This window comes from Brevibacillus sp. AF8 (genome assembly GCF_021270385.1).
Classification (GTDB): Bacteria; Bacillota; Bacilli; order Brevibacillales; family Brevibacillaceae; genus Brevibacillus.
On sequence record NZ_JAGQDN010000002.1, the window covers coordinates 198,708 to 212,845 of the forward strand.

Annotated in this window: 16 protein-coding genes and 2 riboswitches; of the genes, 9 read left to right on the forward strand and 7 right to left on the reverse strand. The window is 47.5% G+C overall.

The window, feature by feature from the left end; translation table 11 throughout:
- The first annotated feature begins 22 nt into the window (after positions 1-22).
- The gene (locus tag KB186_RS04040) at positions 23-478 is read left to right on the forward strand and encodes a YlbF/YmcA family competence regulator (protein ID WP_173609644.1); all 456 of its coding nucleotides are present in this window, start codon (positions 23-25) and stop codon (positions 476-478) included.
- A 1-nt stretch (position 479) separates the two neighbouring features.
- On the opposite strand, the gene KB186_RS04045 is transcribed toward KB186_RS04040, so the two are convergent.
- On the reverse strand, positions 480-809 hold the full coding sequence (locus KB186_RS04045; protein WP_173609643.1) for a hypothetical protein: 330 nt from the start codon (positions 807-809) through the stop codon (positions 480-482).
- Positions 810-884: 75 nt separating this feature from the next.
- Here KB186_RS04045 and KB186_RS04050 point away from each other — a divergent pair, with 75 nt between their 5' ends.
- Positions 885-1,229 (forward strand): YlbG family protein, encoded by a 345-nt coding sequence (locus KB186_RS04050; RefSeq protein WP_007725782.1) that lies wholly within the window; start codon positions 885-887, stop codon positions 1,227-1,229.
- 144 nt (positions 1,230-1,373) lie between these two features.
- Positions 1,374-2,138 carry a LamB/YcsF family protein gene (locus KB186_RS04055; protein ID WP_173609642.1) on the forward strand — a complete coding sequence of 255 codons (765 nt, stop codon included), beginning with the start codon at positions 1,374-1,376 and terminating at the stop codon, positions 2,136-2,138.
- 29 nt (positions 2,139-2,167) lie between these two features.
- On the opposite strand, the gene KB186_RS04060 is transcribed toward KB186_RS04055, so the two are convergent.
- From KB186_RS04060 to modA, 3 genes are read right to left on the reverse strand one after another with little or no spacing between them, the layout of a single operon-like run.
- Positions 2,168-2,833: an ABC transporter ATP-binding protein gene (locus KB186_RS04060; protein ID WP_232773254.1), complete on the reverse strand. Its 666-nt coding sequence runs from the start codon at positions 2,831-2,833 to the stop codon at positions 2,168-2,170.
- 16 nt (positions 2,834-2,849) lie between these two features.
- Positions 2,850-3,536, reverse strand: coding sequence for a molybdate ABC transporter permease subunit (gene modB / locus KB186_RS04065; protein WP_106785708.1), 687 nt, complete (start codon positions 3,534-3,536; stop codon positions 2,850-2,852).
- Between the two features lie 30 nt (positions 3,537-3,566).
- A complete protein-coding gene (gene modA, locus KB186_RS04070) occupies positions 3,567-4,364 on the reverse strand; it encodes a molybdate ABC transporter substrate-binding protein (RefSeq protein ID WP_173609641.1) in 798 nt (265 codons plus the stop codon).
- A 143-nt stretch (positions 4,365-4,507) separates the two neighbouring features.
- On the opposite strand from modA, the gene KB186_RS04075 reads away from it, so the two are divergent.
- The 5 genes from KB186_RS04075 to KB186_RS04095 all read left to right on the forward strand — a co-directional run bounded on the left by KB186_RS04075 (position 4,508) and on the right by KB186_RS04095 (position 8,558).
- A complete protein-coding gene (locus tag KB186_RS04075) occupies positions 4,508-5,467 on the forward strand; it encodes a helix-turn-helix transcriptional regulator (RefSeq protein ID WP_173609640.1) in 960 nt (319 codons plus the stop codon).
- Positions 5,468-5,660: 193 nt separating this feature from the next.
- Positions 5,661-7,529, forward strand: a complete 1,869-nt coding sequence (locus tag KB186_RS04080; protein ID WP_173609639.1) for a stalk domain-containing protein — start codon at positions 5,661-5,663, stop codon at positions 7,527-7,529.
- The gene (locus tag KB186_RS04085; protein WP_173609638.1) at positions 7,526-8,047 is read left to right on the forward strand and encodes a shikimate kinase; all 522 of its coding nucleotides are present in this window, start codon (positions 7,526-7,528) and stop codon (positions 8,045-8,047) included. Before KB186_RS04080 ends, KB186_RS04085 begins: the two co-directional genes overlap by 4 nt.
- 56 nt (positions 8,048-8,103) lie before the next feature.
- The gene (locus KB186_RS04090) at positions 8,104-8,265 is read left to right on the forward strand and encodes a YqzE family protein (protein ID WP_007725773.1); all 162 of its coding nucleotides are present in this window, start codon (positions 8,104-8,106) and stop codon (positions 8,263-8,265) included.
- Positions 8,266-8,303: 38 nt separating this feature from the next.
- Positions 8,304-8,558 (forward strand): YkuS family protein, encoded by a 255-nt coding sequence (locus tag KB186_RS04095; RefSeq protein WP_106785704.1) that lies wholly within the window; start codon positions 8,304-8,306, stop codon positions 8,556-8,558.
- 33 nt (positions 8,559-8,591) lie between these two features.
- On the opposite strand, the gene KB186_RS04100 is transcribed toward KB186_RS04095, so the two are convergent.
- The 3 genes from KB186_RS04100 to KB186_RS04110 all read right to left on the reverse strand — a co-directional run bounded on the left by KB186_RS04100 (position 8,592) and on the right by KB186_RS04110 (position 12,430).
- Complete coding sequence (locus KB186_RS04100; protein WP_173609637.1) at positions 8,592-9,449, reverse strand: hypothetical protein; 858 nt, start codon at positions 9,447-9,449, stop codon at positions 8,592-8,594.
- Between the two features lie 110 nt (positions 9,450-9,559).
- Positions 9,560-10,687 (reverse strand): YqhG family protein, encoded by a 1,128-nt coding sequence (locus tag KB186_RS04105; protein ID WP_173609636.1) that lies wholly within the window; start codon positions 10,685-10,687, stop codon positions 9,560-9,562.
- 36 nt (positions 10,688-10,723) lie between these two features.
- Positions 10,724-12,430, reverse strand: coding sequence for a DEAD/DEAH box helicase (locus tag KB186_RS04110; RefSeq protein ID WP_173609635.1), 1,707 nt, complete (start codon positions 12,428-12,430; stop codon positions 10,724-10,726).
- 220 nt (positions 12,431-12,650) lie between these two features.
- A riboswitch (glycine riboswitch) is annotated at positions 12,651-12,749 on the forward strand.
- A riboswitch (glycine riboswitch) is annotated at positions 12,750-12,866 on the forward strand.
- A 151-nt stretch (positions 12,867-13,017) separates the two neighbouring features.
- Here KB186_RS04110 and gcvT point away from each other — a divergent pair.
- On the forward strand, positions 13,018-14,121 hold the full coding sequence (gene gcvT, locus KB186_RS04115) for a glycine cleavage system aminomethyltransferase GcvT (protein ID WP_173609634.1): 1,104 nt from the start codon (positions 13,018-13,020) through the stop codon (positions 14,119-14,121).
- Positions 14,122-14,138: the final 17 nt, after the last annotated feature.

Here is a 14,138-nt window from a genome sequence, read left to right on the forward strand (position 1 = left end):
CGGCGAAAGGAGGTCTCGCTTTATGGAAACATTGGAAGCTGTGGATATGTCACAGTTGATCATGGAGTCTCATGAGCTGTCCACGATGATTAACCAATCGCGCGAGGTCTCAGAGTATCTGGAGGCCAAACGCCAAATGGAAGCAGATGAGGAAGTGCAACGTCTGCTCGTCGTGTTCGAGGCTAAGAAGGAACAGTACGAAGATGTGCAACGGTTCGGGAAGTATCACCCGGATTACAATCATATATCCAAAGAAGTACGGGAATTGAAACGCAGCATTGAACTGAGGGATTCCGTACAGGCATTCAAGCGAGCAGAAGATGCTCTGGATGAACTCTTGTATCAGGTGAGTAGAACCATTGCTCATTCCGTCTCGGAAACGATCAAGGTACCGAGCAACAATCCGTTTTTAGAGGCGCAGGGCAGCGGTTGCGGGACAGGCGGAAGCTGTGGCTGCAGCGTGAAAAAGCCATCGTAATTTACGCTGTTCCAGATTCATTTTGACGCAGCAGAAAACAGTTTTCACAAAGATTGCCACAGCAAAATTGCTTTTCGTCAGGTACACGAAAGCGGAAGCGATACACGTGTTGCACGTCATCTGAACGCACGTAAATGCATTCTGGCTGTAATTTGGTATCAGTGGTCAGGCGCTCTCCTGTTTCCATGAGTTGCTTCGTTAAGAGAGGAGCAGGGAGCGTACTGCATACATAGAAAAAGAGCTGGCCTGCATATGTTTGCCAACTGCTATGGGTCACGATTTTTTCGCGGTGAAGCGCTTCCTCAAATTGATGATAAAACGTAGCCAGCATAGACCACGATTCCTTTCTGTAATAAGCTTTCACCAGTAAGTATACCACGATTGGGAAGGAGACCGACGGCCAAACATGAGAGAGCGACGTCTGGGGGTCGCCGTGTGGGTGAAAAACACGCGTGCCGCCAAAAATTTACGCAAATTTGGCACCATTCATTACATCTCCAAGCGCTTAAATTACGTTTCGATGTATGTGGATGCCAATTTGTTGGACGAAACGATTCGCATTATGGAAAAGCTGCACTTTGTAACGAAAATTGAACGTTCCCATCGCCACGAGATCCCGGTAGAGTACAACAATGCCAGACCGGATAAGGCAAAGGAATACGATTATAAACAAGAAAAGAACCAGGTAATGGCACTAGCAGAGACCTTACAGACAGAAGAAAGCAGTCAAGCAACCGTTGGTTCGACATAAGTTGTTCATAAGCTGCCATTTTTCGGCAGCTTTTTTGCTTTTGTTAAACTGGCGTACATGGTATGCTAAAGTGGAAGAAAACGAGAAGTCACGCGCATGAATGCGTTTTCAAGAGATAGATTAGTGAAAGAAAGGTGAGCATACATGATTCATCTGGATATTAACTGCGATATGGCAGAGGGCTTCAGTAGAGGTCGACAATCAGAGGATTTGGGGATTATGAAATGGATCACCTCCGTTAATATTGCTTGCGGATTGCATGCAGGGGATCCCCATATTATTTGCAGAACAATCGAAGCTGCACTCAAGCATGATGTGAAAATCGGGGCACATCCCGGCTATGCAGATATTCAAGGCTTCGGACGTCGTTCGATGAACTTGTCTGTCAATGAAGTGTATGAGCTGGTGCTGTATCAAATTGCAGCCTTGGCTGGAACTACAAAAGCACTCGGCGGGGAGCTTCACCATGTAAAGTTGCATGGCGCGCTGTATAACGAAGCGGCTGAACGCCCAGAGCTCGCCGAAGCGGTAGTTCAAGCCATTGCGGATATTGATGAAGAGCTGATCCTCTATGCACTGTCCGGCAGCAAACTTGTAGAGGCAGGCTTGGAATACGGGCTACAGGTGGCAGAGGAAGTATTTGCAGAGCGGGCTTATTTGCCGAATGGTCGATTGGCCCCGCGTGAGTTGGAAGGAAGCGTGCTGATCAGCAAGGAAGAACGCATGGAGCAGACACGTCAGCTCGTTTTAAAACAAAGAGTAATGACGGTTAATGGCGAGCACATTGACTTGGCAGCCGATACCCTTTGTGTCCATCACGAGAGCCATGACGTACTGCAATTCCTTGGCGAAGTACATAAGTGGGCAAAGCAAAACGATGTAAAAATTGAACCAATCACAGCTCGATAGGTAAAAAGCCATCCAGCAATGCCATCCCATTATCGGGAGAGGGACGTTGCTGAATGGCTTTTTTCATTTTTCCGTTCTTTGATTGTGCCGTTGTCAATCAGGAAAATGACATTGGCGAGCTTCTCGGCTTCCTCACGATCATGGGTGACCAGCAGAAACGGGATGTTCCACATGGCGTGAAGGCGAAGCAACTCATCCTGGCATTGTTTACGGGTATCCGCATCCAGCGCGGATAAAGGCTCATCAAGGAGCAGGATGTCTGGTTCAGTCGCCAGCGCTCGTACAAGTGCCACCCGTTGTTTTTGTCCCCCGGATAACTGGTGAGGATATTTTTGCAACAGATGATCGATTCCTACCGTGGACAACAATGGTTCTACATTCAGCTCATGCCCCTTTTTCAAGCCGTAGCGAACATTTTGCTCGACGGTCATGTGAGGGAACAGCGCATAATCTTGAAATAAATACCCGATGTTGCGTTTTTGTACAGGTAGCGGCTTCTGTCCTTCTCGATAAAAGATGTTCTCGTTTAATTCGATCACACCCGTATCAGGATGAACCAGACCTGCAATACTGTTCAATATCGTTGTTTTGCCAGAGCCGGATGGTCCGAACAGCACGACAATTTCCTTTTGCACCGAAAAGGACACATCCAGAGTAAAATCAGGCAAACGCTTCTGTATGTGGACAAAGAGCAATGACCATTCACCTGCCTTACTTTTGATTGGCGTACCTGCGCACATTGCGACGACTCCACCAATTCAGCCAGAGAGTCGTACCCATCCCCAAGGAAACAATAATGACGACCCAAAACAATGCCTTATCCATTTGACCAGCCTCAACAGCAAAATAAATGGCGACGGGAATCGTATCGGTTTTCCCAGGGATATAGCCTGCGAGCATCAGCGTAGCGCCAAACTCCCCTAAACCACGTGCAAAAGAAAGAACAAACCCTGCCAACAGGCCAGGCCAAGCCAACGGAAAGGTAACGGTCCAGAATAATCGCCATTCGGAAGCACCCATCGTGCGTGCCGCATTCTCCAAACGACGATCCACTCCCGTGAAGGCAGCGACTGCACTCTGATACATCAACGGAAAGGAAACGACAATCGAGGCAATAACGGCTCCTGTCAGCGTAAAGACGACGGTAATATTGAACCATTCATGCAGAAGCTGACCGAGAAAACCATTTTTTCCGAAAAGCAGCAACAAGCCGAAGCCAACAACAGTAGGAGGAAGAACAAGCGGAAGCAAAAAGAAGGACTCCAGCACATTCTTCCCCCAAAAATCTTTTTGTGTCATCCACCTTGCAAAAACCATCCCCAGGACAAAAACAAAGGAGGTGGAGAGCGCAGCAACTTTAAGGGAGAGCATCAAAGGAGTAAGATTGGTTTCGATCACGCTTGCCACCTCCAATTCGATTCGTTTGGTTTATTGAAACCCGTACTTCTGTAAGATCGCTTTTCCTTTATCGCTTGTCAAGTAGGCTAGAAAAGCTTTTGCTGCATCTGGGTTCTTCGATGCGCTGACGACTGCACCTGGATAAACGATCGGCTTGTGCCATTCAGGCTTTGCTGTCGCCAATACCTTAACATTTTTCGAAGCTGCGGCATCACTGGAGTAGACAATGCCGACTTCGGCGTTACCGGATTCTACGAAGGTCAAGACTTGGCGAACATCGCTGCCAAATACCATTTGTGCCGAAAGAGAATCCCACATTTTCAACGTATCCAATGTTTCTTTTGCATATCGTCCTGCCGGGACCGTCTCAGGCTCACCAACGGCAATATGCTTGATTGCTGAGTTGTTCAGCTCTTCAAAAGAAGAGATAGCGACAGCACTTGTGCTACCAGCAATGAGAACAAGCGAGTTTTGCGTGAAGTCTTGGCGTGTGTCTTTGGCAATCAGTTGCTGTTCCGCTAGACCGTCCATGTCTTTTTTACTAGCAGACAAAAATACGTCAGACGGAGCGCCTTGTGTAATCTGTGTGGCGAGTTTGCCAGAGCCTCCGAAGTTAAAGGTGAGGGTCGTTCCCGGGTGTTCCGTTTCGTATTGGGTTTTCAACTCATTCAAGGCATCTGTCAAGCTGGCAGCAGCAGAAATCATCAGTTCTACCTTTGCTGCATCGGTTTTGGCTGGCTCACTTGTTTGTGGCGCTGTTTGCGTTGTTGAGCAAGCAGTCAGCATCAAGCAAAATGCTGTCAATAAGGCTAACCAGTGCTTCTTCATAAAAAAGGACCTCCATAACTATATTTAGTTATAATTAATTATAACTGGACATAACTAGATTATATGGATTCGTAATGAATAATCAATTGCGATTTTACGACACTTGTTTGAAAATAGAGCAAAGGAGATAACGGAGGCGGGACATGAGTCAACAAAATTCTTACACCACCGAAGAAATAGCAAAAATTCTACGTATTTCTAAGCTGACGGTCTACGACTTGATTAAAAAAGGCGAGCTGCCTGCATATCGGGTCGGTCGGCAAATGCGCGTAGACGAAAGCGATCTGGAAGCGTACAAGGCGAAGGCAAAGGGGGAATACAGACAAGCCTCAGCCGTCAGCATCCCGCAGGCAGGACAAGCTCAGCAGACGTCACGACATGAGCAGGCTGGCACAGGTCGGAATATCATTATCAGCGGGCAGGATGTGAGCTTGGACCTACTGGCTGGGCATTTGGAGAAAAAGGATGAGGCATACCGACCGCTTCGCTCGTACGTGGGCTCTCTGAACAGCCTTGTGGCGATGTATACGGGTAAGGCTGATATCGTCAGCACTCACTTGTACGATGGGGATACCAATGAATACAATGTCCCGTATATTCGTCGCATTTTGTGTGGGCATCGTTATGTTGTCATCAATATGTTGTCACGTTGGGCCGGATTTTACGTTCAGGCAGGCAATCCGAAACAGATGAAAGCATGGAGCGATTTCACGAAGCCGGGCATTCGCATGGTCAATCGGGAAAAAGGGTCAGGTGCACGCACGTTGATTGAAGAGCAGTTTCGATTGGCAAAAATAGCGGGGAGTGACGTGATTGGCTATGAACGGGAAGAGTCCAATCACCTGGCAGTCGCAGGGGTAGTAGCACGGCGCGAGGCAGACGTAGGGGTGGGCATTGAAAAGGCAGCTTCACTCGTCGGAGTGGAGTTTGTCCCAACTATTCGTGAGCGATATGACCTCGTCTTGTTGAAAAACAAGGACAACGAGCAGCTCATTCAGGCAGTGCTTGATGTTCTCGGGTCGCGTCCATTTCAAAAGGAACTGGAAGCAGTTGGGGGATATGATCTGAGCCAGACCGGAAAAATTATGTACGAAACCTGGTAAATACTAAAGTAAGCTGCCAATCATTACGATACAATGAGTGGCGGCTTTTTATTTTCGCAGAAAGATCATCGCCAAATAAGGCGTTTTCTCTACAGAATCTCCTGAATTTCTACTCAGTTTGACATATATTTGCTACAATGAAACAAAAACATATAGCGCCTGCCGCCGGGCGATTTATTATATGGGGGCTGTCATGAAATCACTACATAAAACCAGCTTGCTCGTATGCGTGACGATCCTCGTTTTTTTCGGCTCAGTTGGGGTCGTCGCGTATTGGCCAGCCATTTCTCAAATCATTGCCATGAATCAATCACCTGAGGGGGAGCAAACGTTCGTCGATCCATTTTCATATGATCCGCCTCTGCCGTCTTATGTAAAGGATTTAAACCCGGTATATAAGATTCAAGCTGAATTACATACGTCTGAAGCAAAAATAACCGGAAACATGACATTGGAGTTCGATAATCCGAAAACGCCAGATGTACGATTGTATATTTACGATTACCTTTGGAACAAAATGACGGTGAAGTCGATTCGCTACAAGGACAAGCCGCTTTCTTTTGAACGTGGTCAATCGCTGGTGAAGCTGGCAAATCCTCTTGGTAAGGAGCTTCGTGGCGCCTTAACCATTGAATTCGAGAACCCGGTTCCACGCAGAGGCACACGTTTTGGGGTCAAAGACGATATATGGACGTTGACGACTTGGTACCCGATGCTTGGGGCCCAAAATCAAAAAGGCGTTTGGTATGACCCGCCGCAACGCGTTGATTTTGGTGATCCATTCGTCTACCACTATGGAGATTACGATGTGTCATTTACCTCTCCACAAGGCTACAAATGGGTCAGTTCGTGGGGCAGAGGGCAAACGAAGTCAATCGGTGGAAATAAGCAGCAAGTCCATTATCAAGCAAAAAATCTGTTGAACTTTGGATTGGTGGGAAGTCCGCTTTATCACATTGAAACGATTCAATTTGCTCCGAATTTAACGGTGGACATTGCTTCCGTGGATAAAGGTAACATTGAACGAATCAAGACCATTGCCCAATCGGTCTTTCCTACTTTCATCGACATGTATGGACCGTTGCCGTATCCGCATGTGGCGATTGCGGAAACAAGTTCAGGAACGACGTACGCCATGGAATACGCAAACCTCGCTGTGTTCAAAAGAGACATGCATCACAATAATTTGATCGATCATTGGCTGCCGCATGAGGTAGGACATCTTTGGTGGTACAACAGTGTAGCTACCTTGGAGTCCTCGCATGGGTGGCTTGATGAGGGGCTGGTAGAGCTCGGTGTTTCCCATTACTTGCAGAAGCGTTATGGTGCTCAATCAGCTACGACTCTGCTGGATACGTACAACCGGGATGTTAAACGTTTGCAAGAGCGTTATCCAAATGGAAAGCTCGACAAGCCATTGCAGAGGTTTGCCACCGAAGAAGAGTTTAAGCTGACCTGGTATTCCCGGGGAGCACTCCTGTTCGACAACCTGCGCCGCAAAATTGGTGACGATGCCTATAAGCGATTCTTGCAGCGCGTCCAGCAAAATTATCATGGCAGTGTCATTGGTGCAGAGCATCTCGATCAGGCGCTTGGACAAACCTTGCAAGGGGAAGCGAAATATTTCACCCTGTATACCAACAGTGCAAATAAGAATGGCTTTGGTGCTGTTCAATTGGAACCCTATATCACCACAATCATTAATAACATGAGTTTTTATCCATCGATTCCAGCTCGGGTCACCCAAAATACGGTGTATATCCCGTTGCGAGAGCTCGGTGAGAAAATGGGATTAGCGATTAGCTGGGACGACAAGAAACAAATGATCCGCGTAAAAGGAAATGGACGCGAGGTATTTATAAAGGAACGGGAGCGCTTTGCTGACGTAGATGGGAAGCGAATCGATCTAGGCAGCCCGTTAATTGAGATCAAAGAACGTACGATGGTTCCACTGTCCTTTTTTGAAAAAGCATTGGGATATGAGACAGCGTACAATCAACAACAAAAAACGGTGAAGATCAATACATACCAAACGATTGGAAGGGCGGCAGAAACAAAATGAAAAACCTGGTGTTGGTCGGATTTATGGGAACGGGAAAAACCACGGTTGGCGCCGCACTCGCTGCCTCTTTGGGAATGAAGCATACGGACTTGGATGATGCGATTGTGGAAAGTGAAGGTCGGAGTATTCCAGAAATCTTCACGGATCAAGGAGAAGCGTATTTCCGAGACGTTGAGACGAAACGTCTGGCGCAATTACTGGCAGTAGGATCTCAGGTAGTAACAACTGGGGGAGGAGCTGTATTGCGGAAGCAAAATGTAGAGATGATGATGGAGTATGGCATCGTCATCGCGCTGCATGCCACGGAAGAGGAGCTCATCAAGCGTTTGGAAAATGATACAGGCCGGCCGTTGTTGGCAGGAGGAGTCGCAACCAGGGTAAAAACCTTAATGACGGAGCGCGCAGGTGTATACGATTTCGCTCCGATTCAGGTGGATACGACAGGAAAGAGCCTTTCCGATATCGTGATGGAAATTACGAGCCAAGTGGTTGAAAGAACACAGGACGGGGAACAATAGAGGGGACAGCGCTTGCGCCGTGGTGGAATCCACGAGTAAGAAGGAGGTCAAGTGCGATGTCCTTTCAGGAATATTTAAAGTACCTGACGAAACTGTTTGTCCAGTACATGGACACCCCAAAAGATGAACGCCGTTTGCGTAAGACTCCACGGGAGTCCTGGTCGTCACGCTGGTTTGGTGCCATTCCCATGTCCATTCGATTGTTGTGGCGCAAATAAAATTCGTAAACCTATCATGAACGAGACGGAGGGTGCATATGGCGAGAGTAGCGGTAGAAAATTCCCTGTCTGAAGTGTGCAAGATGCTGCGTCAAAATGGTTACGAAGTTGTTGATCTGGGCAACTGGCAGCAGGTGGTAGATGCGATTGTCATTACAGGACAGGATATCAACGTACTGGGTGATCAAAACAAAACGATTACTGGAGCTCCCGTCATTAATGCAGAGGGTATGACGGTCAATGAAATTTTTCATGCCGTTCATGAACGTCTCTCTCCTACAGAACATCGGTGAATAGAAAACGTAAAAAACAAGCTCTCCAACCGGTTATTCGGCAGGAGAGCTTGTTTCGTTTACGAAAAATCGTCCGACGCGATGGGCATACGAATACGGAACAAAGCGCAGGCCCTCATCCCATACACCGACATAAGCATTTTGATCATTCCATAAATGCAGGGACCCCACGACAAAGGGTGCCAAAACCTGTGACTGATGAATCGGGACGGCTAATGTTACCGGTGAGGTATAATCTTGCTGCCATAATTGGTTCCAGGACACGTCCGTATCCGTTGTACTCATTTGGCTGACCCACCCGATATGATCAAAAGGATCAGACTCGGCTGCGCTTAAAATTCTCATTTGAGTCAGGCGTTGGCCATTTTGTATGAGCTGCTCGTCTGCAAAAGCATCGACAGCGGGTTCACTAATTTGAAAAGAAGTGGGATACATTTCTCCCGTTTTTGCATTGACCATTTGTGTATCTGACTTCTGGGTGATCAGCCAGTAGGAAGCGAACCCGTCATAAACTGGCTCTGCCGCGATTTCCTTCGGAGCAAAAGCGTCATCGAACAAGATGTACTCCCCGACACCGTATTCCAGCAGAACAAATTTTTGATGGGTAGTGGAATCAGGTGCTTCTCCTACCACCAAATATCCTACTTGCTTGTCCGCTTTTTTTATACTTACCAGCCATTGATGCTGTCCTGCACCAAGTGTTTGCACGTCCGTCTTTGCGCCTTGCCATTGCTTGAATTGAGGGTCTCGGCTTGCGATTGCATCCATCCATTCTCGAATTTGTGCTTGGAATTGCTTGTCCCAGCTTGCTTCGTCTTGTGCAAAAGCTGGTGAGGAAAGCAGCATTAGAGCCAAAAGAGCAGCGATAAAAGGAAAAAATCGTCTGGTCACAACTATGCACCACCTTTTGTAAAGGCTTAACCTATTCCTATTGTAACCAGCTATGACAAAAAGATTTGTTGCAACGTGTCTTTTCTGTTTCACATTTTCTCGTTGATCTTTTACATGATTCGCCCTGATGCGGGGAGATGTCGCATGCTTTTTGCTTTCGATGACCGCATGAGCGGAGGAACGGAAGATAAATAGAACAAGCCACCATTAATGAACGAAACCTCGATCCGCGGCTCGTATTGCCATGCCAGCTCGTCTTTTCTGCGTTGTCGCTCCTCATCTGGTGTGCTCTTTTTCCACTCTGCTTGATTAACCTCTTCGCGTGGAGTGATTGGGATTCCGTTTGTACGTAAAAAGTCGAGGATTCGTCCGCCAGACGCCCGGTATTCGTCAAAAGATACGGGCTGTTCGACAGAAGTTGGTCCAGCTGGATCAGGCTCGGGGTGCAGAGCTTCTTGCTCGAGTGACGGCTGAGCTTCCGGCTGCTCTGCTTCTTCTTCTTCGGCTTCGTCTGTGTTTGTCTGCTGATTTTCCGGTTCGCGTCGTGCCAATTCTTCATAGTACGCTTCCAAGATGGCCAACTCTTCACGCAAACGTGTGCGCGCTTCCTCTGCCCATTGCTGATCTTCTTGTTCCAGTGTATGTTCGACTTCCTGCTGTGCCATTTGGAGGGCTTCCTGTATGGTAACCTTCCGATCCAATGTGTAGTAGTAGTCAGGGATCGCAGGGGTCAGGGAAAGTGAAAATAAAAACGATGTGAAATCCGTCACCAGCCGTGGCTGATGCAAATTAATCCCCAGGTACAATAAAATGTCCCGTCGCTTGTCACAGAGCAGAGAAATCTTTAAATTCATCCCGAGCCAAGGCACGAGAGGGGTTGACCTACGCTTGCCTGCATTACCTAAAAGGCCCCCTTGTTGCTCGTACATACAGACAAAGCTGCCGTGCTTTTTGGCTGAAGCGAAAATTTGTTGCATGCGGGTAGCGCCTATATGCAGATGCTCAGATCGCAAACCTTCAGGCGTGCAATCCGGATGAAAAGTAAAGGTGAGCACCAATGGCTGATAAGCCAAATTCATCTTATCCACCCAGCTCCAGTAAAAAGGGCGATTGCCGATATCTTTGTCCACCTCGACAGGGAGCTTGACTGTGAAATAATCCGGGTGAGACTCGACGATATGGGCAGAAAAAGTCGCCAAATAGCGCTCGACAAATTGTCTGACCTGTTGTTGCTGCATCAGGAGACCTCATTTCTTTTTCGTTTCCAACAAAAATTATTGGTCAGCCGCCTCAGAAAGCGGGACGGCTTCTTTTGTTATTTTGCTTGCCCGAATGGCGTGTCCAATGTTATCGAGCTTCAGCGCCATTTCTTTGGACGAACGGGAATCCATAATGATTTGAATCAGATTATCTTCCAAGGAGTGATTTAGATTCAGGCGTTCCACAATATCATCGAGTTCACCGATGACCATTTCAAACAGATCGATTTTTTCATACAGCAGCTTGAGAATATGCTCCTCGATCGTTCCTGTTGTCGATAAATTGTAAATGTGCACATCCCTTTTTTGACCCAGTCGATGGACGCGGCCGATTCGTTGCTCCACTCGCATGGGATTCCAAGGCATGTCGTAATTAATCACCTGATTGCAGAACTGCAAATTGATACCTTCGCCGCCTGCTTCCGTCGCGATCAGGACTTGTGCTCGGTTTTGGAAAAGATCAGTCATCCAGTCCTTTTTGCTGCGTTTAAAGCCGCCGCGAAAGGGGACAGAAGTAATGCCGTGGTCATGCAAATATTTTTGCAGGTAGTTTTGTGTTGCCCGGTACTCTGTAAAAATGATCACTTTGTCGTTGATTTGTTGAATGAGCTCAACCGTTTTGGCAGCTTTGGAATGCGTCTCAATTTGTTTGATCATCTCGACTAGCTCAAGAATTTGCGTACGCAGGGGAGAGTCCTCGCCAGTGCGCTGGTGCATATTATACAGCGTCATAAACGCAGCTTCCTTACTTGAACAGACCTCACGCTGCAAGGTAATCAAAGCAAGGGAGTTGAAGCCCCCAACCCCCAATCCAGTTTGGTACTGCTCGCGGACAAAGCGGGTCACGCCTTCGTACAACGTCATTTCCTCAGGCGAAAGGTCAATCGGAATGGACTGAACGCGGCGGCTGGTAAATTGGATACCGCCATCACTTCGCTTGTTGCGAATCATGACCTTTTCAATTTCTTCCCGCAATTTCTCGCTGTTTTTGGATTGACGTTTGCCCTCTACGTAATTGGTAGAGAAGGTGGAAGTATGGCCGAGGTGACCTGGCTTTAACAAATTGATGAGGTTGTACAGCTCGTCCATCTCATTTTGAATGGGGGTGGCTGTAAGGAGCAGGCAATATTTTTTGCGGATCTCTTTGACGAACTGATAGTTGCGTGTCCGTTTATTTTTGAGTTTATGGGCCTCGTCGATGATCAGCATATCGTAATCGATGTCGAGTACGTGTCGCCTGTGCGGATCTCGTTTTGCTGTATCTATCGATGCGACCACGACTTCGTGCTGGCGCCACATATATTCTTTTTTTTGTGCGACGGCTGCAATGCCGAATTTTTGATGAAGCTCTTTTGTCCATTGAATCACGAGAGAGGCTGGAACCAGGACGAGAATTTTTTTAGCCAAGCCGCGAACCATATACTCTTTCATGATCAATCCTGCTTCGATCGTCTTTCCCAGACCGACCTCATCTGCGAGAATGGCACGACCGCGCATTTCTAGCAGGACCCGTTTTGCTGTGTCCAACTGGTGAGGAAATGGCGATAAGAGTGGGAGGTATTTCAGACACTGTAGCTGGTCAAATTCGTGAACAGCCATCGCTTCCTCCGCTTCCAATGAGAGCTTGAACAGCTCCCACTTATCCCAGGGGCCATCTTCTTGCATGCGTTCTGTAAGCGGATTGATCCAACTCGTATCAAATGAAATAGGAACATTCGGCATATAAGATACTCCTTTTCATAGCTCTGCCATAACTTTCAAGGTTATCGTCAAAAAACTGAACATTTATCTATTGTCAATGTGTTTTGTTAAGTTTTTCTGAATCTGACTGTTAATTTGTATATTTTCAACTTTGGACTCTCATGGTAGGATAAAGAGGTAGTACATCCCTTAGTATGGAAATGACAGCAGAAACTTATGTATGACCATGAAACAACCGCGAATGATGGTAGTAGGGAGAGACTGCTTGAACGTTTGGCAGCGCCGAAGGAGCAAGCCGGTAAACGGTGAATCTCTCAGGCAAAAGTACCTCTACCGGACGCAACTCTGGAGAGAGCTCACATGAGCCACCAAAGGGGAAACTTGCAAGTGGGGAACGATGTAACCCCCCATCTGATTCGCAAGGTAACTCTCAGGTACCAAGGACAGAGGAGGAGAAATGGGCACCATTCATTTTGGTGTACCCGTTTTTCCCCCTCTGTTTTGTTTTGGTCGATAAGACTCCTATCGACATAAGTGCAACGAAGGCCTCGCCAAAGGCTCAGTGAAGCCAAGTTTTCTAAGATCTTATTGTTCACAGGAGGTGCCACATGTCCAATTTGAAACGTACGCCACTATTTGATTCTTATGCAAAGTATGGCGCGAAAACCATCGACTTCGGTGGTTGGGATCTGCCAGTGCAGTTTACAAGCATTGGTCAAGAGCATGAAGCCGTTCGGACTAAAGCTGGTCTATTTGATGTTTCCCATATGGGAGAAGTGGACGTAAAAGGGGAAAACGCTCTTTCTTATCTCCAGCGTGTGACTACGAATGACGTGTCCAAGCTGCAAGTCGGGCAGGCGCAGTACAGTGTGCTTTGCTACCCGGATGGGGGGACGGTAGACGATCTGCTTGTTTACAAGTATGCAGATGATCATTACCTGCTCGTCATCAACGCGGGGAACATCGACAAAGACTATGCGTGGCTAGAAGAACATCTGATTCCAGGCGTAACGATTGAGAATATTTCGCCACAAACAGCACAAATCGCGATTCAAGGTCCTTTGGCAGAGTCCATTCTGCAAAAGCTGACGACTACAGACTTGTCACAAATCGGTTTTTTCCGTTTTGAGCGTGATGTGCAAGTGAGCGGCATTCCGGCATTGGTCTCTCGCACTGGCTATACTGGCGAAGATGGCTTCGAGATTTATTTGGATGCCGATCGTGCAGCAGAGCTGTGGGACATTTTGCTCGATGCCGGAAAAGATGAAGGTCTGTTGCCGTGCGGTCTCGGTGCGCGCGATACGCTTCGCTTTGAAGCCAAGCTGCCACTGTACGGTCAAGAGCTCAGCAAAGACATTACGCCGATCGAAGCGGGCATTGGCTTTGCTGTCAAGGTAGACAAAGAAGTGCCGTTCATCGGTCAAGAAGTACTGAAGGCACAAAAAGAAAACGGAGCTCCACGCAAGCTGGTAGGGATCGAAATGATCGATCGTGGGATTCCGCGCACGCATTATCCTGTCTATGTGGGAGAAGAGCTCATTGGCGAAGTGACGACGGGAACACAATCCCCAACCTTGAAGAAAAACGTCGGTCTCGCTCTCGTAAAAACCGAGCATGCTGCGCTAGGTACACAAGTAGAAGTAGAAATCCGCGGAAAACGTCTGAAAGCAGAAGTCGTTGCCGCTCCATTTTATAAACGCCCAAAAAACTAAACGATCCACCACATACA